The organism is Vibrio sp. 2134-1 (assembly GCF_033339495.1).
The window spans coordinates 1-668 of record NZ_JAWOUS010000486.1 but is presented as its reverse complement, the minus strand read 5'-3'; the positions used below and the strand labels follow the sequence as shown (position 1 = coordinate 668).

Sequence of the window (668 nt, the reverse complement as noted above, 5' to 3'; positions counted from 1 at the left end):
ATGGGAATGTTGTGGTCGTGACATTGGGTGGTATTGATCCAAACTTACAAAATCTCATCGTTGCGGTACTTTTAGACCAGTTCTACACACAAATGCATCTAGCCCCAAAACCAAGCCCAATTGGTCAGAATCGAGCGTTGAAAAAACTAGTGCTTGTAGACGAGGCGGACAACTTCATGGCGAATAATTTTCCGAGCTTGCGAAAAATACTCAAAGAAGGGCGTGAGTTTGGGGTAGGGTGCCTATTGTCAACTCAGGGACTGGACCACTTCCAAACTAGTGAGAATAGCTATAGCGATTACATGACAGCGTGGATAGCTCACCGCCTCAACAACCCAAAGAGCAAAGATGTTGAGCAACTTCTAAACACCAAAACGAAACAGGAGCTTGAAAACCAGTTAAACATGGTTCGAGAGTTAGAGAAACACCACTCTCTTTTCGTTGATGGCAAAAAACATGTTACTCATCAACGTTCAACAATGTTTTGGAAATTGATTCAAAATTGTTAAGCTTATCAACGAGGAGTATCCAATCAGGGACACTCCTCTTTTTTAAAAGGAATAAAAATTTGAAGAAAGTAAAACTTTCCGTAGCTGCTAGCATTCTAGCAGTGAGCCTATCAGGTTGCAGTACGCAACTGCCCGTAAAACCAGTCACACAGCACTATT

General features: G+C 42.1%; 1 protein-coding gene. It reads left to right on the top strand.

Annotated elements, in window-relative coordinates; translation table 11 throughout:
• Positions 1–509 (top strand): type IV secretory system conjugative DNA transfer family protein (locus R7R78_RS26780; RefSeq protein ID WP_225474694.1); only part of this gene is annotated, 509 nt, incomplete at its 5' end.
• Between the last annotated feature and the right edge of the window lie 159 nt (positions 510–668).